Below are 22,150 nucleotides of genomic sequence, written 5' to 3' on the forward strand. Positions count from 1 at the left end.
GACGTGGGAACAGCCGCGGTGTTGTCAGCAGCAGGGGCCGACGTGGTCCTTGCCGCTACCGGATCCCCGCCACTCGTCCCCGCCCGAGACAATCATGATGCAAGAGTCCCCGAACCTGCTGGTCTTTTCCGGCAACGCCAACAAACGTCTGGCGCAGAACATCTGCAAGGAACTGGGAGTCCGCCCGGGCAAGGCGCTGGTCTCGCACTTCTCCGATGGTGAAGTGCAGGTGGAAATCGAAGAGAACGTCCGCAAGCAGGACGTGTTCGTGATCCAGCCGACCTCGGCGCCGAGCGCGGAAAACCTGATGGAACTGCTGGTGCTGATCGACGCGCTCAAGCGCGCATCGGTGGCCAGCGTGACCGCCGTGGTGCCGTACTTCGGCTACTCGCGCCAGGATCGCCGCATGCGTTCCTCGCGCGTGCCGATCACCGCCAAGCTGGCGGCGAAGATGTTCAGCACCGCCGGCGCTGATCGCGTGCTGACCGTCGACCTGCACGCCGACCAGATCCAGGGCTTCTTCGATATTCCGGTCGACAACGTGTATGCCTCTCCGCTGCTGCTGGCCGACATCTGGCGCGCCTACGGCACCGAGAACCTGATCGTGGTGTCGCCGGACGTGGGCGGCGTGGTCCGCGCCCGTGCAGTGGCCAAGCGCCTGGATGACGCCGACCTGGCGATCATCGACAAGCGTCGTCCGCGCGCCAACGTCTCCACCGTGATGAACATCATCGGTGACGTCGAAGGCAAGACCTGCGTGATGGTCGATGACATCGTCGACACCGCCGGCACCCTGTGCGCCGCTGCTGCTGCCCTGAAGGCGCGCGGTGCGCTGAAGGTTGCCGCCTACTGCACCCACGCGGTGCTGTCGGGCCCGGCGGTGGACAACATCACCAATTCCCAGCTTGATGAGCTGGTGGTGACCGACACCATCCCGCTGAAGGACGCCGCGCGGGTGTGCAGCAAGATCCGCCAGCTGAGCGTGGCGGAAATGCTGGCCGAAACGATGCGCCGCATCGCCTTCGGCGAGTCGGTCAGCTCGCTGTACGTGGATTGATTTTTCGTCCCCGCCGGCAACGGCAGGGACACACCGGGCGCTTCTGGTCGCGGAAGTGCCTTCAACCGCCAAGCCGCAAGGCAAGGCAACAACCGAGTAGTCGAAAATGTCGAAGACCCATGAAATCAAGGTCACCAAGCGTGAACTGCAGCGTAAGGGTGCGAGCCGCCGCCTGCGTACCGCTGGTGTGATCCCGGCGATCGTGTACGGCGGCAACGCCGAACCGGTCGCCATCAGCCTGGACCACAACGAAATCTGGCTGGCCCAGCAGAACGAGTGGTTCTATGCCTCGATCCTGGACCTGAACCTGGACGGCCAGGTGCAGAAGGTGCTGCTGCGTGACATGCAGCGCCATCCGTACAAGCAGCTGATCATGCACCTGGACTTCCTGCGCGTGAACGAGAACGAGAAGCTGACCGCTTCGGTTCCGCTGCACTTCATCAACGAAGACACCTCGCCGGCTGGCAAGGCTGCCGACGTCGTGGTCGCCCACGAACTGAAGGAAGTGGCCATCAGCTGCCTGCCGAAGGACCTGCCGGAGTCGATCGAAGTCGACCTGGGCGAACTGAAGGCTGGCGACGTTGTGTACCTGTCGGACATCAAGCTGCCGAAGGGCGTGGAAATCCCGGCGCTGGCGCTGGGCAAGGACCACGACGACGCCATCGTCACTGCCAAGCACGGCAAGCAGGATGCTGCCGACGCTGAAGAAGCAGCGGCCGAGTAATACCCCGCGGCGCCTGTCCTTCGGGGCAGGCGCCGTATCTGGATGGAACGATGGCAGGATTGCGACTGATCGTCGGTCTGGGCAACCCCAGATCGGAGCACGCCCGGACCCGGCACAATGCCGGGTTTCATTTCGTTGAGGCCCTGGCTGAAAAAGCCGGTGCACGATGGAACGTGGACAGCAAGTTGTTTGGCGAGACCGCCAAGGTCGACATTGCCGGACAGACCGTGTGGCTGCTCAAGCCGGCCACCTTCATGAACCTCAGCGGCAAGTCGGTCACCGCCGCACAGCGGTTCTGGAAGATCGAGCCGGAGGACACCCTGCTGGCCCACGACGAACTGGACCTGGCGCCCGGCGTGGCGCGCTTGAAGTTCGACGGTGGACACGGTGGCCAGAACGGCCTGCGTGACACCATCCGGTTGCTCGGCCACGGCAGGTTCCATCGCCTGCGCGTGGGCATCGGCCATCCCGGCCACAAGGACCGCGTGGTGGGCTGGGTGCTGGGACGCCCCTCCAAGGACGATGAAGTACTGATCTCCCGCGCCATCGACGATGCGATCGACGTGCTGCCGTTGGCGGTGCAGGGCGATTTCAGCGAAGCGATGAAGCGGCTGCACACCCCGAAATAACCGGTAGTGCCGGCCGCTGGCCGGCAACGGGTACCAACCGGCCCCGGTAGGTGCCAACCGGCCCCGGTAGGTGCCAACCTTGGTTGGCACAGATGTTGATCGACGACACCGAGATGGATTGGCCAAGCGGCGCGTGCGCTGTTTCACCAATCACTTTCACCCCAGAGAGCTGTCACCCATGGGTATCAAATGCGGCATCGTCGGCCTGCCCAACGTCGGCAAGTCGACCCTGTTCAACGCACTGACCAAGGCGGGCATCGCCGCGGCGAACTTCCCGTTCTGCACCATCGAGCCCAACGTCGGCATCGTGCCGGTGCCGGATCCGCGCCTGAACGAGCTGGCGGCGATCATCAACCCGCAGAAGGTCATCCCGACCGCGGTGGAGTTCGTCGACATCGCCGGCCTGGTGGCCGGTGCGGCCAGTGGCGAAGGCCTGGGCAACAAGTTCCTGGCCCACATCCGCGAAGTGGATGCGATCACCCATGTGGTGCGCTGCTTCGAGAACGCTGACGTCATCCACGTCAACAACAAGGTCGACCCGATCTCGGACATCGACACCATCGATACCGAACTGGCCCTGGCCGACCTGGACAGCGTCGAGAAGGCACTGAACCGCGCCGAGCGTGCGGCCAAGGGCGGTGACAAGGACGCAGCGGCACGCAAGCCGGTGCTGGCCAAGCTGCAGGCCGCGCTGGCCGATGGCAAGGCCGGCCGTTCGGCGGGCCTGGACGAGGAAGAGAAGGCGCTGGTGCGCGATCTGTTCCTGCTGACCCTGAAGCCGGTGATGTACATCGCCAACGTGCTGGAAGACGGTTTCGAGAACAACCCGCACCTGGACGCCGTGCGCGCCCGTGCCGCCGAAGAAGGCGCGCAGGTGGTGCCGGTGTCTGCGGCGATCGAAGAAGAGCTGTCGCAGCTGGATGACGAAGACCGCGATACCTTCCTGGCCGACCTTGGCCTGACCGAGCCTGGCCTGAACCGCGTGATCAACGCGGCTTACAGCCTGCTCGGCCTGCAGACCTACTTCACTGCCGGTGTAAAGGAAGTCCGCGCGTGGACCGTGCGCAAGGGCGCCACCGCGCCGCAGGCTGCCGCGGTCATCCACACCGACTTCGAGAAGGGCTTCATCCGCGCTGAAACCATCGCGTATGAGGACTTCATCAAGTACAAGGGCGAAGCCGGTGCGAAGGAAGCCGGTCGCCTGCGCCTGGAAGGCAAGGAATACCGCGTGCAGGAAGGTGACATCCTGCATTTCCGCTTCAACGTCTGATCGACGACGCAGCGCAGTGATTGTCCACAGGACCCCGCAATGCGGGGTCTTGTTGTATCGGGCGCCTGTCAGAAGGGGGGCACGAGCAGTGCCGCTGCGCGCTTCTGCTGCGGAAGCGCCAGCGCAGTGCTGCCGGTGGCCTTGGACAGAAATTCACCACGCCTTGAAACGCTTGCCGTGCAGGGCTCGCAGCTACTTGTCCACACCAAACCCCCACGGCTTTCCACGTGGCGTGTGGAAAACCGCTGAGGCTGCTGGACAAAAAACAGCCACACCCTGAAACGCTTGCGGCATAACGTTCAAGCCGGGTTGTCCACATCAAGTCCGCAGCGCTTTCCACCTGCTGTGTGGAAAACATGCACCTGCGGGCGCGGTGGATTGGTTGGATAAAAAATGACCAGGGCTGAAAAAGCTTGTCGTGCGTGGCTCATGGCCACTTGTCCACATCCAACCCCCATCGATTTCCACGCGTGGTGTGGAAAACAACAAGGGGTCCGACGACGCATCGCCGGACCCCTCGCTGGGCTCACCCGTCGCAGCGCTTACCAGCGGTAAGAGACGCCCAGCTGGCCGCTGGTATCGCGGAAGCCCATGCCGCCGGTCTGGTGGCTGATCTCACCCCAGCCGCGCCAGCCGCCCGACAGATTCACCTGCACGCCGGCCTTGGCTTCGTAGATGTCACGCGGCAACTGCCGGCGCAGGCGTTCTCCGTCCACGGCGATGGTCGCGTCGTTGCCACCGGACCACCAGTTCACCGCGACGAACGGCTGTACCTGCCCCTGGCGCTGCGTCAGCGAACGCGTGTACAGGCGCAGTCCCACACGCGTGGTGGTGCTGTCCTTGTCGCGCCCTTCAACCACCGTGCCGTTGGCCTCGACCACGCGGTCGGCGTCGTAGCGGCTGTGGATCACCTGCAGCTGTGGCTCCAGGTAGACACCGCGCTGGGCCGTGCGCTGCACGGGCAGCACGTAGCCTGCCTCGGCCGAACCGGTCCAGCTGTGCGAACGATAGTGCTCCTTCTGCAGCCCTTCGCCCTGCACGCTGTTGCGGAAACGCCCGTACTGCAGCCAGCCGTCCACATACGCACCGTGCTCCATCCGCGCGTCCTGCAACCAGGTCGCATACAGGCCCAGGCTGGTGCCGTTGACCACACCGTGCGCGGTGTAACCGGTCACCTGCGAGCGACTGTCATTGCGTGCCCGGCCATGGCCGGCCATCACACCTGCCTGCAGCTGGCCGCCGGCATTGGCTTCGAAGCGACGACCGATGCCCAGCAGCACGCTGTTGAGCTCGCTGTCCACATCCATCTGGTGGCCGCGGCTGCCGGGCGCGCTGCTGCGCACCTGTGCCCAAGCAATGGCGTCGCTGCCACCACCGGTCGCCTCGGCAGGATCACCGCTGCGGTCGTACAGGCTGTGCCGGAACATGCCCAGCGCACTGCTCTGGTTGGCCATGTATACCGCCGGCTCCGGTCGCTCCACGCGCGGCGGTGCCGGCGGCAGTGGCGGATCGACCGGCGGAACTACCGGCGGATCGATCGGCGGAGCAGGCGGATCGATCGGCGGAGTCGGCGGATCAACCGGCGGCTCCGGCGGATCGGGCGGTTCGACCGGCGGGACGTATTCCGAGCGCAGGTACCAGTTGCCGTCATCCGGCGTGGAGACGCCGCCCTTGTACAGGAAGTAGTCGTAAGCGCCGGCCACCGCGCGTCCCTGCAGCGAGAACTGCGCATCGGACTGGCCGCCCACGCTGATCAGGCGGATGCCTTCGCTGGTCAGGGCACCGGCGCCCCCTGCGTTGCGCACGCTGACGGAGGCGGTGCCACTGCTGTTGCCCTGGATCACCAGATGGTCACCCAGCGAGGCATCGTCGCCCAGCGCGCGGTTGAACAGCCAGTGGCCATCGTTGCCGACATAGTCGCCGGTGACGGTCAGGGTCTTGAAGTCGTCGGTGGTGGGGGCGACGAAGGCGATGGTGCCGGCATGGTCCAGCGAGCCGACGCTGGAACTGGAACGCACGTTCCATTGGCTGCTGCCGTCCATCGCCAGCTGCGCGACCTGGTAGCCGGAGTCGCTGCGCAGCGCGCCGTTGAACACGGTGCCGTTGCGCAGCGTCATCTGCACGTTGGCGGTGGCGCTGTCGACCACGACATCCCCGGTCAGGCGGCTGTTGTCGGCAGTGAACAGAATGTCTGCGGTGGCGACTGAACTTCCATCGGTGAACACCGTATCGCTCACCCGCAGCAGGCGGCCACCGTCGAGGTTGCCCTGCTGGCGCGCGACGACATCGGTGTTGTTGAGCGTGAGCTCGTGGTTGCTGCCCTGCAGCCACAACGCGGGGCCGTCCTGGGTCTGCAGGGTGCTGTTGTTGAACACCAAGCGGTCCCAATACGGCCCGAACACGGTGATGTAGGAGCGATAGACACCCGAATTCGTGCCCTGCGCATGGATGCTCAGGTTGTCGGCGGTGAGCTTGGCCGTGTTCATCTGCACGATGCCGAACGAGGATGCACCCAGTGTGGTGATCGAGCCTCCGTCCAGCTGCGCATCGGCCGTGCTGCCGCCAAGGAAGACGCCGCCACCGCCGGTGCCATGGGTGGTGATCTCCAGGTTCTTGGCGCGGATGCGCGAGTAGGGCGTCGGCGGATTGCTGCCCGAGGCACGCAGGCCGTAGACCCCATCGCCGTGGGTATCGATGCTGCCGCCGGTGATCGTGGCGGTACCACCCCAGACGTCCAGGCCATGGCCGTAGCCGTTGTCGCCATAGGTGCTGAGCCTGGTATCGGTGAGGTCGGCCAGCGAGTCCGCGCCGGACAGCCAGATGCCGGAATAGCCGTCGCGCACGGTGAAGTGGGCACCGTTGGTGGTCAGCTTGGCCCAGCTGTTGACGTTGACGCCGTAGCCGCCGACGGTCTCGAAACGGCCGCCGGTGATATCAGCGGTGGAGTACACGCGGTTGCCACTGTTGCCGAGCAGGCGGATGCTGCTGCCGCTGCTGCTGGCACTGCCGCCCACGATCTGCAGCGTGCCACCGTTGTCGATGTCGAAGTAGCCGTTGACCACGTCCACGTCGCGCAGCGACAGCACGCTGCCGCTGCCGTCGGAGGACAAACGGCCGCTGTACCCGCTGCTGGCTTCGGCGAAGGTCATCTTCAGCGATTCCAGCGACAGCAGTGCGCCTCCCTCGGCGTACACCGCGCTGTTGGCACCGTTGTTGATCTCCGTACCGGTCACGTGCAGTTCGCTGCCACGCCCAGTGGAGTACAGCGCGTGCCCGCCGCTGCTGACACGGCCACCGTTCAACCACACCTTGCCGCCACCGGTGGCATTGACCGTGCCGTAGCCGGAGCCATTGCGGAAGGCATTGATGACCAGGTTGTTGGCGCGGATCACGCTACCCGCACCGCTGGCGTTCAGCGCATAGCCGACGGTGGTGCTGCCGCTGCCGACCTGCAGGATGCCGCCCTCGAGCAGGACGCTGCCACCGGCGCTGGCAAGGATGCCGCTGCCGCCGCCGGTGCTCGAGATCCAGCTGCCATCGACCGTAATGGTGCTGCCCACACCGTTGGCCTCCAGCGCGTAGCCGCCTGCACTGTGCTGCAGGGTGTCGTCGGCGCCCAGCTGCAGGCTGCCACCATCGGTAACCTTCAACGGCCCCTGCAGTTCGGCCGCATGCACGGGCAGGGCGGCCCACAAGGCGCTGGCCAGCAGGCTGGGAATCAGGGGAAGGCGCGCTACGCGCGCGCAGGCGGGCGCACGGCGGCGCCGTGGGGGAGAGGCGTTCATGCTGTTGGATTCCTGTGGCAGGGCGCAGCGCGGCTGCGCGATCTGGCGCGGCAGGGCCGCGTCGCTGTGAAAACCGCGTGCGATGGCCGCTGCAGGCGCCATCCGGTTTCCCTCCCGCCGGTAACGCGATGACGATGGGACGTCGTCACCGTGGCGGGATGCATCCAGACTAGAAATCAGCCCTGTCCTATGGAATCAGGCGTTTCCTAAAGCACTTCGTGCCCGAGCGCATGGGCCGGGCACGGTTCAGCGTTGTGGACGCCTCAGGCGAACAACGAGGCCTGCAGGCAGTACTCGATCAGCGCCTGGTCGCTGTCCACGCCCAGTTTGCGCATCGCGCTGATCTTCTGGGTGCTGACCGTCTTCGCGCTGCGCTGCAGTTGGCGGGCGATGTCGCCCACGCTCATGCCGCCGGTGAACAGGCGGATCACTTCCAGTTCCCGTGGAGAAAGGCGTGCCAGCACCACCGCGGCATCGGCCGGTTCCGCCGCGGCAACCGGCATCAGTCCGGGCGGGCGATAGATACGGTCGGCTAGCACCGTGCGCAGCGCCTGCACCAGGCTGCCCAGACCGTGGCTCTTGAGCACCACGCCGCCCGCGCCAGCGGCATACATTGCTGCCACCAGCGAAGGGTTGGAGACCATCGTCAATACCAGTACATGCGTGTCCGGGAAGCTGCGGCGCAGGAACGAGATCAGCTTGATGCCATCGCCGAAGCTGTCACCACCGGGCATGCTGTAATCGGTGATCACCGCATGGGGCTGGGTGCTCGTCATCAGCTCGATCAGGGTCGCCGGATCGGCGGCCTCGCCGACCACGTCCAGGTCCAGTTCGCCAGCCAGGACATCGCGGATGCCGGCAAGCACGATCGGGTGGTCGTCAGCGATGAGGATGCGGGTGGTCATGGCAGTGTCGGGTTGCGGGAAGGTGAGGGGGCGGCGACGTGCGTCAATGGTCCCAGCAGCCGTTGCAGGCGCCGTTGGAAATGATCGAGCGCCCCGGCAAGGGCAGGCAGCGTGTCGCCGTCGCTGATCTGCTGTTCGATCTGCTGGCCGTGCGCCACCAGTGCCGGTGCGCCGACGATCACCAGTGCGCCGCGGATGCGGTGCAGCACCTGTGCCACGCGTTCGGGCGAGGCATCGCCGATCGCCCGCTGCAGGCTGTCCAGGTCGGCCTGCATGGTCTGCACGAACAACGCCTGCATCTTTTCCGGAACCTGCAGCGGAGCATCGGCATCGTCGTCGCTGGGTTCGCTGTGCGGCCCGGCCGCAACCTGGGTCAGCAGGCGCTGCAGTGCTGCCAGGGTGATCGGCTTGACCAGCACCCCCTGCATCCCTGCCTCGTGGCAGCGTTGCCGTTCGGCCGGGTCGGCGTTGGCGGTTGCGCCATGGATCGGTACGCCAACCCCACGCGCGCGCAATGCACGGGCCAGACCGTAACCGTCCAGTCCCGGCATGTTGAGGTCGGTCAACACCAGGGCAAAAGGACGCTGCGGCCAATAGCGCAGGGCCTCATTGCCGTCGCTGGCGACCACAGCGTGGCAGCCGAGCTGCTCCAGCTGGTCACGCAGGATCGCCTGGTTGATCGGGTTGTCTTCGGCGACCAGTACCTGCAGCCCGCCGAACCTGCGTGTCGCGGGCAGACGCCCGTTGACCTCGGCGGGCAGTGCTCGCCCGGCTGCAGCCGCCAGCGCCATCACGATCGCATCCAGGCGATGCACGCCGACCTGCCAATGTCCCTGCACCTGTTGCGGCTGCATTCCGCCTTCGCGGCAGGCCACCACCTGCGGTCCACTCCACGCAGGCGCACCCTCGTCCAGCACAAGGTCGAGCATCACCGTGCCAGGGTCGACAAGCGCCGGCGCATCCTCGCGGTGCACGCTGGCCTGTGCGCCACGCTGCTGCAGCCGATCGCATATCGATTGTGCAAACTCGCGAACGCTGCCGCGAACCTGCACTGGCAGCCCTGCCGGCAACTGCGGTGAAGCCGCCTGCAGCGGATCGGGTATTGCCTCAGGCAGCGGCAGTTCGACCGAGAAACTGCTGCCCAGGCCGCTTTCGCTGACCACCCGCAGGTGGCCGTCCATCATCGCGGTCAGGTGTGCACAGATCGCCAGGCCCAGTCCGGTGCCACGCATGGCATCGGTGCCCGGGTTGGCCTGGAAGAACGGTTCGAACAGATGTGCCTGGTGCTCGCTGGCGATGCCGATGCCGGTATCGGCCACCTGCCAGCGCAGCCAGCAGAGATCATCGACGTGCTGCGCACCCAGGCGTACCACGACCCGACCGCTGTCGGTGAACTTCAGCGCATTGCTGATCAGGTTGTTGAGGATCTGGCGGATGCGCGCGGCATCACCATTGACCGCAGCCGGCACGTCCGGGTCGATGCAGGCGTAGAACTGCAGGCCCTTGTGTGCGGCGGCTGCGGCGTAGGAGTCCAGTGCGTCCTCGGTCAACCGCACCGGATCGAACGCGCCGGGTTCCAGGCTCAGCTGGTCGGCCTCGGCCTTGCTGACATCCAGGATGTCGCTGATCAGCTGCATCAATGTCGATGACGAGCGCTGGATCGTGTCCAGGTAGTCCTGCTGGCGCGCATCCAGCGGGGTCAGGCCAAGCAGTTCCAGCGTGCCGAGCACGCCGTACAGCGGGGTGCGTATTTCATGGCTCATGGTGGCCAGGAACTGGCTTTTGGCGCGGTTGGCCTGGTCGGCCGCGCGCCGTGCCTGCTGCAGCACCTGCTCGGCCTCGTGCTGGCTGCTGAGATCGATGAACAGGCACAGCACAGCCGGTTCGCCGCGATAGCGCGCGGGCGTGGCGGTGATCAGCAGGTGGCGGTTGTCCGGCGTGGTGTAGGCCAGGCCGTCGCCCGTGGCAGTGCCGCCGGCGGCGAGCACACTGCGTCGCCAGGGCCCGTGCCAGCCACCCTCGTCGTGGTCTTCCCCCAACCACTGACGCGCCAGCGCGTTGTCCAGCAGCACGCGGCCATCGGTGCGACGCAGCAGGCACAATCCGATCGGCGCGTTGTCGAGGATGGTGCGGCTGAAGGCTTCGCTTTCCAGCAACCGCGCATGGTTGCGGCGCAGTGGTTCGATCACCGAACGCCGGTAGGCACGCAGGATCAGCACGCCACCGGTGGCCAGCAGCAGTGCCACCACCATGCTGCCCAGCAGGGGCCCGCGCGGGTGCTGGAACACCTGTTGCCAGCCCACGTGATACACCGCCAGCCAGCCGTGTTCGCTGCGCATGCGGAACAGCAGGCCGTCCAGTCCCGCGCGCCAGGACGTAGCGGCGCGGCTGGCATCGCTGGCATCACCGAGCAGCAGGCGGCCGTTGCCATCGAACAGTGACATCCGTTCGAACACCGGCGTACCCATCACCTGGCGGTAGTCATCGACGCGGCCGGGATCCAGCAGGCAGGCCACGGCGGCCAGTGACTCGTCCTCGTTCTCGCCCCACAGGCGGGCATCCTGCGGCGCGTGCGCGATGGCAAGCAGCCGGGTCTGGCCTTCGCGCCAGGCCACCGGTGTCCAGACCACGCTGCCGCGGCGCAGCGCTGGACGTTCGCGCAGGACCTGGTGGATGGCGGCCAGTGCCGGATGCAGGTGATGCGGGCTGCTCTGGCCCGGATCACCACGCGTTGTCTGGATCGGCGCAAGCAGGCCACGGCGGCCCTGGCCATCGACCAGCAGGCATTGCGGAGGCGGAAACCGGGAGGCCGCCCAGAAGGCGCCGTAGAAGCGCAGGAAGCGGTCGCCCAGTTCGTCCGCTGCCTGTGCAGAAGCGCCACTGTCGGCACCGATCCGGGCGAAACTGGCGAACAAGGGGCTGGGCGGCGCACGCGAGGCAGATTCGTCCCCTGGCTGCCCGCGACTGCCTACGTCATGCAGGCGCCATTGCCGCAGGAAGCGGTCCTGTTCCTGCAGCGTGCCGTCCAGGCGACGGAAGTGATAGCGGATCTTGCTCTGTTCTTCGTTGAACAGCTGGCTGCCGGTGGACAGCAGCAGGCCGGCCTGCAGGGTTGCCAGCACCACCACGCCAATCAGCAGGGCATGTACGCGCAGGGAGCGGCGGGCGAGTCGGCGTACGGGAGCGGCCTCGGCCGGCATGGGCAGGTCTCGGAGCAGTAGGCGGTCGATGGCGGCCCGAAGGGCCCGGGGCACGGCCGGTACCGCCGCGCAGAGAGGATCGTCAATGACTCTTGATGGGATTGTGAAGCCTTTCAGCCTCGACTGTCAGCGCGATGCTGCACGGCTGCCGCGCGCGCCCTCATCCGGAGCATCTTCGTCCAGCAGTCGGGTGAAGTCGTCCGAGGGCAGCGCCTGCGAAATCAGGAAGCCCTGCACCTGGTTGCAGCCGAGCTGGCGCAGCGCGGCCAGATCGGCATCGCTCTCCACGCCTTCGGCAACGATGGTCAGGCCGAGCTGGTTGGCCAGCGCGATCACGGTGGTCAAGGTCAGGTGCAGGGCGGGATCGCGCGCGCAGCCGCTGACCAGCGCCCGATCGATCTTGACCTCGGTGAAGGGGGTGTTGACCAGGTTGTGCACCGAGCTCAGGCCTTGGCCGAAGTCGTCCTGGGCTAGGCCGAACCCCTTCATCCGCAACCGGCACGCGCCTGCATAGAAGTCGCTGACGTGGCGGGTGGTGCTGTTCTCCATCAGTTCGAAGCACAGGTCAGCCGGGTTGCCGCCGGCGGCCAGGGTCAATGCCAGCAGCTCATCGGGAAGATCGGACTGCTCCAGCAGATGCGGCGGCAGGTTGATCGATACCGGCACGCGGAATCCCTGGGAGCGCCAGCGCGCCTGCGCCTGGATGCTGGCGGTGAGCATCGCGCGCAGCAGTTCGCCCTCCAGGCCATGGCGGCACAGTGCCGGCAGGAAGCTTCCAGGCGCCAGTGTTCCGAGCTGCGGATGGCGCCAGCGCACCAGTGCTTCGGCGGCAACCACGCGCCCGGACTGCAACGATTTCTTCGGCTGGAACCAGGCAGTCAGGCTGCCGTCGGCCAGCGCCTGCCGCAGCTGCACCGCGTCCGGCTCGGGAGTCAGTGCAGTCGGGCTGGTGCGTACGGCTGGCCGGGTCTGCGCCAGTGCATCGAGCAGCGCATCGACATCGCTGGCGGCGACCGGCTTGGCCAACAGGCCGACCACGTCCAGGCCCAGTGATTCAGCCATCAATCGCGCCGAACTCATCATCCGCCGCGAGGCTGCGCTGACCACGGCAAGCCGCGGCGGACGCGGCTGCGCGGCCAGTGCCTGGATGAACTGGATGCCATCCTGGCCGGGCATCAACAGATCGCTCACCACCAGGTCATAGGCCTGGCAGGCACACAGGGCGATAGCCGCATCGACGTCTTCGCAGGCGTCGACCTGCACGCCGGCACGCGCGCTGAACAGATTGACGAGATAGCCGCGTTGGAACGGCTGGTCTTCCAGGATCAGGACACGGCGGGTCATGCAGGATCTCCTTGGCGAACGGCGGAAAGCGCCTGACGCAGGCGTGCGATGTCGATGGGTTTGCTCAGATAGCCCTGCATGCCACTGGCCAGGCAGCGCTCGCGCTCCTCGGCGGTAGCGTTGGCGGTGGCGCCGATCACCGGCAGCAGAACGCCCTCCGCCCGCAGCCGGCGCGCCAGGGTGTGGCCGTCCATGCGCGGCATGTTGATGTCGGTGACCACCAGGTCGAAGTCATGGGCCTGGCACAGCTGCAACGCCTCGACACCATCCTGCGCAAGCTCCACCTCGCAGCCCAGGGCCTGCAGCTGTTCGGCCAGGATCACCCGGTTGATGGGATTGTCTTCCACGGCCAGCACCCGCAGTCCCAGCGGGCCTGGCTGCACATCGCGCGCTGCGGTCGGCAGCGTTGCGCATTGGCGCTGCTGGCGTGCCACCGCCAAGGCGATCGAGGACATGCCATGCAGGGTGACCAGCAGCGCGCCATCGGCGGCAGGTGCCGGTTGGTCGCCCCCATCGATCGAGGCCAGCACCCGCGGTCCCTGCCAGGCCAACGGCTGTTCCGCCTCGCCATCCATCAGGATCGCGCCGGCGTGGTCGAGCAGGGCAGGATCGCCCTGCAGCGGCTGCGCATTGGCACCCCAGCGGCGCAGCCAGCCACAGGCACTATCGACCAGCTCGCGATCGCGGCCGCGCACGTAGACCGGCGGTTCGGCCAGCAACGCGGGGCCATCCTCGGTCGCCGCCAGCACCGGCAAGGGCAGGCGCACGGTGAAACTGCTGCCCAGTCCCGGCTCGCTGACCACGCGCAGTTCGCCACTCATCAAGCGCACCAGGCGGTCGCTGATCGACAGGCCCAGCCCGGTGCCCTGCGCACTGGCAGCGCCACGGACCTGACGGAAGGGCTCGAACAGGCGTGCCTGTTCCTCGGTGGCGATGCCCACGCCGGTATCGGTGACCTGCCAGGCCAGCACGCTCGACTCGCCTTCGCGCTGCACCAGTCGTACGCGCAGCACCACCCGGCCATGCTCGGTGAACTTGATGGCATTGCTGAGCAGGTTGCCGAGCACCTGGCGGATCCGGTCGGCATCACCGAGCACCCGTGTCGGCAACCGGGGATCGGTGCAGACCAGTGCCTGCAGGCCCTTGCGCGTCGCCGCAGCGGCGAAGCTGCGCAGCACGCTCTCGGTCAGCTCGCGCGGCGAGAACGATGCCGGCTCCAGGCTCAGCTGGCCCGACTCGATCTTGGACACATCCAGCACGTCGCTGATCAGCTGCAGCAGCACCGACGAAGAACTCTCGATGGTGCGCAGGTACTGCGACTGGCGCGCATCCAGGGGCGTGCGGCCGAGCAGCTCCAGCGTGCCAAGCACCCCGTACAGCGGCGTGCGGATCTCATGGCTCATGGTCGCCAGGAACGCGCTCTTGGCCTGGTTGGCGGCGTCGGCTGCCTGCCGCGCCGAGGACAGCGCCGCCTGCGCCTGGCGATGGCGTGAGATGTCATGGAACACGCACAGCAGCACGTCGTCATCCTGGTAACGGCAGGCCGCATGCAGCACCTGCAGCTGGCGACCGTCGCGTGCGGTGAACTCCAGCCCGCGACCGCGTTCGCCGGCATGCCCGCGCCACGGTGCCTGCCAATCGCTGTCCGTGCCTTCCTCGCCCAGCCAGTCGCGCAGCAGCTGGTTGGACAGCAGCAGCTGGCGGTCGCTGCGGCGCAGGACACAGATGCCGACCGGCGCCAGGTCGATCACCGTGGAACTGAAATCCAGGCTTTCCAGCAGGCGCCGGTGCTGCAGCAGGGCCGGCTGGATCAACTGGCGGTCGACGCGATGCCGCAGCAGGCGCAGCGCGATGCCCGCCAGCAGCAGCAACGCACTGCTGATCAGCAGCGAGGTCGCCATGTCGCCGAGCAGCAGGCGTGGAGGCAGGTGATAGACCAGCCGCCAGCCGTCATTGCCTACGCCCTTCACCAAGGCCACGCCGCGTGGCAGGCCTGTGCTCCAGAGCACGCCGAAACTGTCGTCCTGGCGCTGCTGCAGTGCTTTCCAGCCTGCGCTGTCCAGGCGCGGAGCCAGGCTCGACAGGGCGGGCTGCCCGTCGCGGTCCAGCAGGGCGTAGCCGCCGATGCCCTGGCCATCGATCATGTCCGAGGCGGCCGCACTGTCCAGCAGCAGCATCAACCACTGGCCCGGTTGCGGTCCGGCCTGTACCGGTTGTGCCAGAGCGACCCCGGCGTCGCCCGCGCGCAGCCAGTACACCGGATCGGTACCGGCAAGCGTGCCGCTGCGCTGCTGCAGTACATGCAGCGTGGGCAGGCCGGCGATGTCCACGTCGGCCTGGCCGCCGGCCAGCCAATGCGTTCCCTGCGCGTCGACCAGCAACAGATGGGTCTGCAGGGTCTGCAGCGTGTGTTCTGCGCGCGGCGACAGCAGCAGGCGCTGGCCTGGCTTTCCACCCGGCCCGTCCAACGGCAGCTGGCGTACACCCTCGCTGGACGGCGCCGACGGATCACCCACCACCACCGAATCGCCCAGATAGCGCAGCAGGGCCTCACGCTGGTCGAAGTAGATCTGCGCCCTGTACGCGGCGGCATTCATGTCGCGGCGGTGGCTGGAGATATCTTCGGTCAACGCGGTCAGCAGGTAGAAGCCGGTGGCGGCAGCCAGGCACAGGAACACGCACACCGTCAGCCAGCGCAGCAGCACCGAAGCGGTGGTCGGCGGTGCGACCAGGGGCAGGGAAGGGCGAGGGAATCGGAACATGCACCGATCCTAGGGAGGACGGTCACCCGCCCGGAATCAGTCATGTCCTAAAAAGCGGCGCGCCCGCCGTGGAGGCCGCCGTCGGCGGGGAACCGTTCAGGCTGGGGCAGCGGCTGGCGGTCAAAAAAAGACCCCCGCCGAAGCGGGGGTCTGTGGCGAGCCAGCAGCAGGGCGTCCTTACAGCGCGCTGCCGCCGAACTTGTGGGTGTACTGCAGGTTGATGGTTCGGCCGACGCTGTCGAACCAAGACACGTCGTAGTACGGGTACGCCGTATAGGTCTTGTCCTTCGGCGGCATCTTGTTGAACACATTGACCACCGACAGCGACAACCGCGAGTGATCGTCGAAGCGGTACTGCAGCGAAGCGTTGTAGCGGTAGGTCGCCTTGATCCACGGGCTGTCGCCGCTTTCCTCGTCGAACACCTGGTCGTAGCTGTCCGAGGTCGGCAGCTTGCCCAGGCGCGAGCCGTACACGGTGGCCGACCAGGCGTCCTTTTCCCAGGTCACGCTGACGCTGGTCTTGGTGCGGGGAATATCGAAGCCGCTGTTGATCGCGAACTGGTCTTCGGTCACATCGCCGGCATAGCGCTGGAAGTCATGCTTCTTCACCCAGGTGTGGGTGCCATTGAAGATGAAGTCGCCGATGCCGGTCTGCAGGCGGTAGCGCAGGCCGACGTCGACGCCGGAGGTGGACTCGCGCGCCACGTTGATCGGATTGACGTGCACACCGTACAGGCGGCCGTCGGCGGTGCGGGTGATGCGGGCCAGGGCATCCACGCAGGTCGGCGAGCCGATGTCGGCGCTGCCCAGCCGGCAGTTCGCTTCGCTGGCCAGGATCGTACGCACGTCCATGTCCTGCACCTGGTCGCGCATGTCGATGTTGAACCAGTCGGCCGACAGGTCCAGGCCGGTGGCCGGCGACCACACGAAGCCCGCGCTCCAGGAGGTGCTGGTTTCCGGTTCCAGCTCGCGGTTGCCACTGCGGCTGCGGATCACGTTGCGCTCGTAATCGGCGCAATCATCGGCGGCGTCGGCGCGGCAGTTGTACAGATCTTCCGCGCTGGTCTCGTCGTTGCCCGGGCCGGCGAACACATAGTGCAGGTCCGGCGCACGGAACGCGGTGCCGTACGAGCCGCGCACCAGCAGCGTGTCGATCGGGCGCCATTCCAGGCCGCCGCTCCAGGTCGCCTTGCCGATGGTATGGCCCGAATAGCGATACTGGTCGTAACGGCCGGCCACGCTCAGGTTGACCGTCTCATGCAGCGGCATGCGCAGCTCGGCGGCAGTCGCCCAGCGGTTGCGCGAGCCCTTGCCGTCCGAATCCTTCCAGCTGTAGTAGTAATAGCCGGTCGCCAGCGGGTCCGGGTTGAGCGCGTAGGCCTGCTGGCCCACTTCCACCGTCGCGGCAAAGCCGGCATCGCCGCCGGGCAGGGTGAACAGCGACCCATTGGTCAGGGTCAACGCAGCCGTCTCGGTGCGCGACTTCGGCGTATAGGTGGTGCGTGCGGCGATCGAATCGTACTCGGCACGGGTCAGCGGCCGGTACAGGCGCGACGGATCGGCGTTGTAGATCGGGAAGCCGTCCTCGTCCTCGCCCAGCTGCGGGCCCAGGAACAGGTCGTTGGCCTTGGATGCGATGATCTGCGCCCAGCTGATCCGCGACTGGTACTGCGAATGGCTCAGTGCTGCTTCGTAGTCCCAGTTGCCGGTCAGGTTGCCCTTGAAGCCGGTGGTCACGCTGAAGGTCTTCTGCGTGCTGCGCACCATCGCATTGTCCAGCCCGCCCATTTCCTCGGGCGAGAACTGGCGCTGCCAGAACTCGATCTCGCCGGTGGCTTCATTGTTGAAGTAACCCGACTCATCGCCGTCGGCGGCCATGCGGCCCCACTTGGTGACATCGCGCATCAGTGACATCGTGTGGTAGCCCAGCTGCACGTCGGCGAACCACTGCTGGCCGTTGTCGAAGTCGTAGCTGAGCGAGGCATAGCCGTTGGCGCCGCGGCGCTTGCTGAGGATCGTGCCGTAGCCGATCGAGCTGTCGCTGCCGCAGTAGTAGCCGTAGCGCGGACGGAACGCGCGGTAGGTGCTGCCCTGGTTCTGCCCGGCCAACGCCTCGCAGGTCGCCGCGCCCGGGTCCAGGTAGTCATCGTTGTAATCGGTGCGCAGGTAGGAACGACGGGCGATGCGCGCGCCTTCGGTCGGGCCGTCCTGCGTCGAGTCCTGGATGTCGCGGTCGTAGGCCCACAGCGGCGTCTGCGACTGCAGTTCGACGCTGTACACCGCGTTGAAGTTGCCGCTGCTGAAGCCGCTGGCCAGGCTCATGTCGAACGACTCACCACCGCCTTCGGTGGTGGTGCCCATGCGCATGTCGATGGTGGTGCCATCGGCCTTCTTCTTCAGGATGAAATTGACCACGCCGGCGATTGCATCCGAGCCGTAGATCGCCGACGCGCTGCCGGTCAGCACTTCAATGCGGTCGATCATGCCCAGCGGAATGTTGGACACATCGGTGAAGTTGCTGCGGCCCTTGAACGGCATCGGGAAGTCGGCGATGCGACGGCCGTTGACCAGCACCAGGGTGTGGTTCGGGCCCAACCCGCGCAGGTCGACCTGCTGCGCACCCGGCGAGAAATCGGCCCCTCCGGAGGACTGCTGGCTCTGCGTCTCACCGCCGTTCTGGGTCATCGCGCGCAGCACGTCCGGCACGGTGGTGAAGCCGCTGGAGCGGATCTGCTCTGCGTTGATGACAGTGATCGGCGCCGGTCCTTCCACCTGGGCGCGCGGGATGCGTGAGCCGGTCACCTGCACCGCATCCAGCTGTTGTACCGAAGAGGAAGCGGGAGTCTGTGCCGCCGCCGAAGCAGCAACGCCCATCAACGCCAGCTGGATCGACCACGCCATCGCCTGTCTACGCATGAGAAATTCTCGGAAGTAATGCCGGCCCACAGAGGAGGGGCCCTGTCCCCCATTCACATTTCAGGAATGGGCGCGCGCATTTAACGCCTTTTTCATGTCCTTGACTACTGGGGATATGTCTGGCAAAGAGTGAAAACGGTTGCAGGTCGTTTTTGTTCAGGGAGATCAAAATGCGACGCCTTTGCTACGGGCTGCGTGGCCCGCTCATCGCCTTGCTGCTGTCCGCGCTCTTCTGGTCATCGCCAGCGGCGGCACAGGAACTGATGGACCCGGGCTTCGCCTACTACGAAGTGGGCGATCTGGATGCGCCGCGGCCTGGCCCGCGAGCCCCCGCGATGATGCTGATGGGCGGTGGCGAATGGGTGCCTGAAGCCTTCCAGTGGTGGCTGCGCCAGGCCGGCAATGGCCGTGTGCTGATCCTGCGCGCCTCCGGCACCGATGAGCTGCAGGACCGTCTGTACCGGGAGATTGGCGGCACCACCGCCGTGCAGACCCTGGTGTTCGACAACCGCCGCGGCGCCGATGACCCGGCCGTGCTGCGGGTCGTGGCCGCGGCCGATGCGATCTTCATCGCCGGCGGCGATCAGTCCCGCTACATCCGCTTCTGGAAGGGCACCGCGCTCAATCGCGCGCTGAATGCCCACGTGCGCGCCGGCAAGCCGATTGCCGGCACCAGCGCCGGGCTGGCCATCCTCGGCGGCTACGCCTATGGCGCGCTGGATGGCGGCAGCATCGATTCGGCCAGCGCCATGGCCGACCCGATGGGCGAGGCGGTGACCCTGGACCGCGGCTTCCTGCAGTTGCCCTACCTGCAGCGGGTGGTCACCGACACCCACTTCGACAAGCGCGACCGTCTCGGTCGCCTGATCGTGTTCGTGGCCCGCGCCGCGCATGACAGTGGTGACCCGGACATGGTCGGCATCGGCGTCGACGAAGACACGGCCCTGTGCGTGGAGCCTGACGGCCAGGCCCAGGTCTACAGTGCCGACGGCGAAGGCAAGGTCTGGGTGGTCAGCCCCGGACGCGACGCCGACCGGCTGGTGGTAGGCGAGCCCCTGCGCTTCCATGCGGTACCGGTCACCGTGGTCGCCAGCGGCAGTCGCATGCGCCTGGACGACCTGCAGGCCGACGCGGCCTACCAGGCTTTGGCTGAAATCAGCGATGGCGAGATTGAAGTCGTCCGCCAATGATCCGGTAGCGCCGGGCCATGCCCGGCGGATGCCGCCGCGCTGTGCCTTCCACCGGGCATGGCCCGACGCTACCGTGCAATCCAATCCTTGTCCTGCTGGAGATCTGCTTCCATGAAACTGCGCCTGGCGCTGTCCGCGCTGTTGTCCCTGCCACTGCTGGCCCAGGCCGCACCCACCGCATCACCGCTGCTGGTCATCCACGGCGGTGCCGGGGTGGAGCGCAAGGATCTCTCCGCGGCAGAAGAACAGGCCGCGCGCGCTGCGCTGAAGGCGGCATTGCTGAAGGGCCATGCCGAACTTGCAGCCGGGCGTCCGGCACTGGCGGCGGTCACCGCGGCCATCACCGTGCTCGAGGATGATCCGACCTTCAACGCGGGCAAGGGCGCGGTGTTCACCCACGAAGGCCGCAATGAACTGGACGCGGCGGTGATGGACGGTGCCACCCAGGCGGCCGGAGCAGTGGCCGGCGTGCAGCGCGTGCGCAATCCGATCCTCCTCGCGCAGGCGGTGATGCAGAAGTCCAGGCACGTGATGATGGTGGGGCAGGGCGCCGAAGCCTTCGCCACCGAGCAGGGCGTGACCCTGGTCGACCCCTCCTACTTCCGCACCGACAAGCGCTGGCAGCAGCTGCAGCGTGCATTGAAGGAAGAAGCGAGCGGGCAGGCGCATGCCGACCTGGAAACCGCAAAGCACTTCGGCACGGTCGGTGCGGTCGCCCTGGATGCACAGGGGCATCTTGCTGCAGCCACCTCCACTGGCGGCATGACCAACAAGCGCTATGGACGTGTCGGCGATTCGCCGATCATCGGTGCCGGCACCTGGGCCGATGCGCGTTGTGCGGTGTCGGGTACCGGTTGGGGCGAGTACTACATCCGTACCGCGGCAGCCCATGAGATCTGCGCGCGCATGCGCTACCTCGGTCAGTCGCCGGAACAGGCGGGCAAGGGCGTGATCAACGACGCGATTCCGCAGATGGGCGGCGACGGCGGGGCGATCGTGCTCTCTGCAGATGGAAAAGCGGCAGCGCCGTTCAACACCCAGGGCATGTATCGGGGCTGGATCGGGGCCGATGGCGTTGCCCATGTGGCCATCTTTGCCGACGAGACAATCGCGCTGCCTTGAGCAGACCCTTGCGTATCAAGGGGTTTGCGACGCGCGTGAAAAAAAGTGAAAAAAAGCGTTGACAGACCCCCGCTTCATCTCCAGAATTGCGGGCTCACCACCACACACCGCAACGCTTCGGCGGCACGGAATGGGGTGGTAAGGAGGGATACCCAAGCGGCCAACGGGGGCAGACTGTAAATCTGCTGGCTTACGCCTTCGGTGGTTCGAATCCACCTCCCTCCACCAGCTTCACGTTGTGGCACATTCCCGGTGCGGGAGTAGTTCAATGGTAGAACCTCAGCCTTCCAAGCTGATGGTGCGGGTTCGATTCCCGTCTCCCGCTCCATTGAATGAACTTTGAATATTATCGAGTTCATGCCATAATGCAAAACTCGCTCACATAGCTCAGTCGGTAGAGCACTTCCTTGGTAAGGAAGAGGTCGAAGGTTCGATTCCTTTTGTGAGCACCATCTTCAGCACCACACCAGACGAATTCGAGATAAGCAGCCATGGCCAAGGGTAAGTTCGAGCGCACCAAGCCGCACGTCAATGTCGGCACCATCGGTCACGTCGACCACGGCAAGACCACGCTGACCGCCGCACTGACCAAGATCGGTGCCGAGCGCTTTGGTGGCGAGTTCAAGGATTACTCCGCGATCGACGCTGCGCCGGAAGAAAAGGCACGTGGCATCACGATCTCGACCGCGCACGTCGAATACGAATCCACCGTTCGTCACTACGCCCACGTCGATTGCCCGGGCCATGCTGACTACGTCAAGAACATGATCACCGGTGCTGCCCAGATGGACGGCGCGATCCTGGTGTGCTCGGCCGCTGACGGCCCGATGCCGCAGACCCGCGAGCACATCCTGCTGTCGCGTCAGGTCGGCGTGCCGTACATCGTCGTGTTCCTGAACAAGGCCGACATGGTTGACGATGCCGAGCTGCTGGAACTGGTCGAAATGGAAGTCCGCGAGCTGCTGAGCAAGTACGACTTCCCGGGCGACGACACCCCGATCATCTCGGGTTCGGCCCGCCTGGCGCTGGAAGGCGACCAGAGCGACATCGGCGTGCCGGCCGTCATCAAGCTGGTCGAGGCGCTGGACACCTGGATCCCGACCCCGGAGCGTGACGTCGACAAGGCGTTCCTGATGCCGGTCGAAGACGTGTTCTCGATCTCGGGCCGTGGCACCGTGGTGACCGGTCGTATCGAGCGCGGCGTGATCAAGGTCGGCGAAGAAATCGAAATCGTCGGCATCCGTCC

At 66.3% G+C, this 22,150-nt stretch carries 13 protein-coding genes and 3 tRNA genes; 10 read left to right on the top strand and 6 right to left on the bottom strand.

Annotated features, from left to right (window positions below; translation table 11 throughout):
- Positions 1–97 precede the first annotated feature (97 nt).
- From AC3WTC_RS08355 to ychF, 4 genes are all read left to right on the top strand, one after another.
- Positions 98–1,057, top strand: a complete 960-nt coding sequence (locus AC3WTC_RS08355; protein ID WP_025879147.1) for a ribose-phosphate diphosphokinase — start codon at positions 98–100, stop codon at positions 1,055–1,057.
- Positions 1,058–1,163: 106 nt separating this feature from the next.
- Positions 1,164–1,781 (top strand): 50S ribosomal protein L25/general stress protein Ctc, encoded by a 618-nt coding sequence (locus AC3WTC_RS08360; RefSeq protein WP_025879148.1) that lies wholly within the window; start codon positions 1,164–1,166, stop codon positions 1,779–1,781.
- Positions 1,782–1,831: 50 nt separating this feature from the next.
- Positions 1,832–2,410 (top strand): aminoacyl-tRNA hydrolase, encoded by a 579-nt coding sequence (pth, locus tag AC3WTC_RS08365; protein WP_492711274.1) that lies wholly within the window; start codon positions 1,832–1,834, stop codon positions 2,408–2,410.
- 178 nt (positions 2,411–2,588) lie between these two features.
- A complete protein-coding gene (ychF, locus tag AC3WTC_RS08370; protein WP_093818988.1) occupies positions 2,589–3,680 on the top strand; it encodes a redox-regulated ATPase YchF in 1,092 nt (363 codons plus the stop codon).
- A 542-nt stretch (positions 3,681–4,222) separates the two neighbouring features.
- On the opposite strand, the gene AC3WTC_RS08375 is transcribed toward ychF, so the two are convergent.
- The 6 genes from AC3WTC_RS08375 to AC3WTC_RS08400 form a co-directional block, all read right to left on the bottom strand.
- Positions 4,223–7,465, bottom strand: coding sequence for an autotransporter family protein (locus AC3WTC_RS08375; protein ID WP_492711275.1), 3,243 nt, complete (start codon positions 7,463–7,465; stop codon positions 4,223–4,225).
- Between the two features lie 263 nt (positions 7,466–7,728).
- Entirely contained in the window at positions 7,729–8,370 is a 642-nt protein-coding gene (locus tag AC3WTC_RS08380; RefSeq protein ID WP_025879152.1) for a response regulator, read from the bottom strand.
- Positions 8,367–11,570, bottom strand: coding sequence for a hybrid sensor histidine kinase/response regulator (locus AC3WTC_RS08385; protein WP_492711276.1), 3,204 nt, complete (start codon positions 11,568–11,570; stop codon positions 8,367–8,369). Before AC3WTC_RS08385 ends, AC3WTC_RS08380 begins: the two co-directional genes overlap by 4 nt.
- Positions 11,571–11,696: 126 nt before the next feature.
- Positions 11,697–12,914 carry an EAL domain-containing response regulator gene (locus AC3WTC_RS08390; RefSeq protein ID WP_218788759.1) on the bottom strand — a complete coding sequence of 406 codons (1,218 nt, stop codon included), beginning with the start codon at positions 12,912–12,914 and terminating at the stop codon, positions 11,697–11,699.
- Positions 12,911–15,676, bottom strand: a complete 2,766-nt coding sequence (locus AC3WTC_RS08395; protein ID WP_492711277.1) for a response regulator — start codon at positions 15,674–15,676, stop codon at positions 12,911–12,913. Before AC3WTC_RS08395 ends, AC3WTC_RS08390 begins: the two co-directional genes overlap by 4 nt.
- Positions 15,677–15,853: 177 nt before the next feature.
- Positions 15,854–18,592, bottom strand: coding sequence for a TonB-dependent receptor plug domain-containing protein (locus AC3WTC_RS08400; RefSeq protein WP_080149959.1), 2,739 nt, complete (start codon positions 18,590–18,592; stop codon positions 15,854–15,856).
- 170 nt (positions 18,593–18,762) lie between these two features.
- On the opposite strand from AC3WTC_RS08400, the gene AC3WTC_RS08405 reads away from it, so the two are divergent.
- From AC3WTC_RS08405 to AC3WTC_RS08430, 6 genes are all read left to right on the top strand, one after another.
- Positions 18,763–19,782, top strand: coding sequence for a cyanophycinase (locus AC3WTC_RS08405; RefSeq protein WP_279208912.1), 1,020 nt, complete (start codon positions 18,763–18,765; stop codon positions 19,780–19,782).
- A 111-nt stretch (positions 19,783–19,893) separates the two neighbouring features.
- Positions 19,894–20,904: an isoaspartyl peptidase/L-asparaginase family protein gene (locus tag AC3WTC_RS08410; protein ID WP_492711278.1), complete on the top strand. Its 1,011-nt coding sequence runs from the start codon at positions 19,894–19,896 to the stop codon at positions 20,902–20,904.
- A gap of 142 nt (positions 20,905–21,046) precedes the next feature.
- A tRNA-Tyr gene (locus AC3WTC_RS08415) sits at positions 21,047–21,132 on the top strand.
- A 26-nt stretch (positions 21,133–21,158) separates the two neighbouring features.
- Positions 21,159–21,232, top strand: a tRNA-Gly gene (locus tag AC3WTC_RS08420).
- A gap of 48 nt (positions 21,233–21,280) precedes the next feature.
- Positions 21,281–21,356: transfer RNA gene (locus tag AC3WTC_RS08425), tRNA-Thr, on the top strand.
- 39 nt (positions 21,357–21,395) lie between these two features.
- The coding region (locus tag AC3WTC_RS08430) for an elongation factor Tu (protein WP_492711279.1) at positions 21,396–22,150 on the top strand (755 nt) is incomplete at its 3' end.

Source organism: Stenotrophomonas sp. FW305-C-20-S1 (genome assembly GCF_058783335.1).

What these genes read in the sequence shown, in the direction of transcription:
- AC3WTC_RS08355 (WP_025879147.1), top strand. Translation starts at nt 98, where the DNA reads ATGCAAGAGTCCCCGAACCTGCTGGTCTTTTCCGGCAACGCCAACAAA.
- AC3WTC_RS08360 (WP_025879148.1), top strand. Translation starts at nt 1,164, where the DNA reads ATGTCGAAGACCCATGAAATCAAGGTCACCAAGCGTGAACTGCAGCGT.
- pth (WP_492711274.1), top strand. Translation starts at nt 1,832, where the DNA reads ATGGCAGGATTGCGACTGATCGTCGGTCTGGGCAACCCCAGATCGGAG.
- ychF (WP_093818988.1), top strand. Translation starts at nt 2,589, where the DNA reads ATGGGTATCAAATGCGGCATCGTCGGCCTGCCCAACGTCGGCAAGTCG.
- AC3WTC_RS08375 (WP_492711275.1), bottom strand. Translation starts at nt 7,465, where the DNA reads ATGAACGCCTCTCCCCCACGGCGCCGCCGTGCGCCCGCCTGCGCGCGC.
- AC3WTC_RS08380 (WP_025879152.1), bottom strand. Translation starts at nt 8,370, where the DNA reads ATGACCACCCGCATCCTCATCGCTGACGACCACCCGATCGTGCTTGCC.
- AC3WTC_RS08385 (WP_492711276.1), bottom strand. Translation starts at nt 11,570, where the DNA reads ATGCCGGCCGAGGCCGCTCCCGTACGCCGACTCGCCCGCCGCTCCCTG.
- AC3WTC_RS08390 (WP_218788759.1), bottom strand. Translation starts at nt 12,914, where the DNA reads ATGACCCGCCGTGTCCTGATCCTGGAAGACCAGCCGTTCCAACGCGGC.
- AC3WTC_RS08395 (WP_492711277.1), bottom strand. Translation starts at nt 15,676, where the DNA reads ATGTTCCGATTCCCTCGCCCTTCCCTGCCCCTGGTCGCACCGCCGACC.
- AC3WTC_RS08400 (WP_080149959.1), bottom strand. Translation starts at nt 18,592, where the DNA reads ATGCGTAGACAGGCGATGGCGTGGTCGATCCAGCTGGCGTTGATGGGC.
- AC3WTC_RS08405 (WP_279208912.1), top strand. Translation starts at nt 18,763, where the DNA reads ATGCGACGCCTTTGCTACGGGCTGCGTGGCCCGCTCATCGCCTTGCTG.
- AC3WTC_RS08410 (WP_492711278.1), top strand. Translation starts at nt 19,894, where the DNA reads ATGAAACTGCGCCTGGCGCTGTCCGCGCTGTTGTCCCTGCCACTGCTG.